The sequence below is a fragment of the Shewanella sp. 125m-7 genome (assembly GCF_052977045.1).
In genome coordinates this window covers 1-990 of the sequence record NZ_JBRILQ010000101.1, presented here as the reverse complement: position 1 = coordinate 990, position 990 = coordinate 1, and the positions used below count along the sequence as shown (strand labels likewise).

General features: G+C 49.8%; 1 rRNA gene. It reads left to right on the top strand.

The annotated features are described in order from the left end of the window. Positions 1-990 (top strand): 23S ribosomal RNA (locus ACVBIL_RS20590); the annotation flags it as partial.

The following is a 990-nucleotide window of genomic DNA, read 5'->3' as shown; positions in this document are numbered from 1 at the left end:
GTGAGGCGAACCCGGGGAACTGAAACATCTAAGTACCCGGAGGAAAAGAAATCAACCGAGATTCCCCTAGTAGCGGCGAGCGAACGGGGATTAGCCCTTAAGCGTAGAGGGTGTTAGTGGAATGTGTTGGAAAGCACAGCGGCACAGGGTGATAGCCCCGTACATGAAAACTAACTTTACGTGAAAACGAGTAGGACGGGACACGTGACATCCTGTTTGAACATGGGGGGACCATCCTCCAAGGCTAAATACTCCTGACTGACCGATAGTGAACCAGTACCGTGAGGGAAAGGCGAAAAGAACCCCTGTGAGGGGAGTGAAATAGAACCTGAAACCGTATACGTACAAGCAGTGGGAGCGGTTCTTGAGACCGTGACTGCGTACCTTTTGTATAATGGGTCAGCGACTTACATTTTGTAGCAAGGTTAAGCGAATAGCGGAGCCGTAGGGAAACCGAGTGTTAACTGCGCGTTTAGTTGCAAGGTGTAGACCCGAAACCGAGTGATCTAGCCATGGGCAGGTTGAAGATTGAGTAACATCAATTGGAGGACCGAACACACGTATGTTGAAAAATGCGGTGATGACTTGTGGCTGGGGGTGAAAGGCCAATCAAACTCGGAGATATCTGGTTCTCCTCGAAAGCTATTTAGGTAGCGCCTCGTACGAATACCATTGGGGGTAGAGCACTGTTAAGGCTAGGGGGTCATCCCGACTTACCAACCCTTTGCAAACTCCGAATACCAATGAGTACTATACGGGAGACACACGGCGGGTGCTAACGTCCGTCGTGAAAAGGGAAACAACCCAGACCATCAGCTAAGGTCCCAAAGTTATTGCTAAGTGGGAAACGATGTGGGAAGGCTTAGACAGCTAGGATGTTGGCTTAGAAGCAGCCATCATTTAAAGAAAGCGTAATAGCTCACTAGTCGAGTCGGCCTGCGCGGAAGATTTAACGGGGCTAAGCAATACACCGAAGCTATGGGTTTGCTA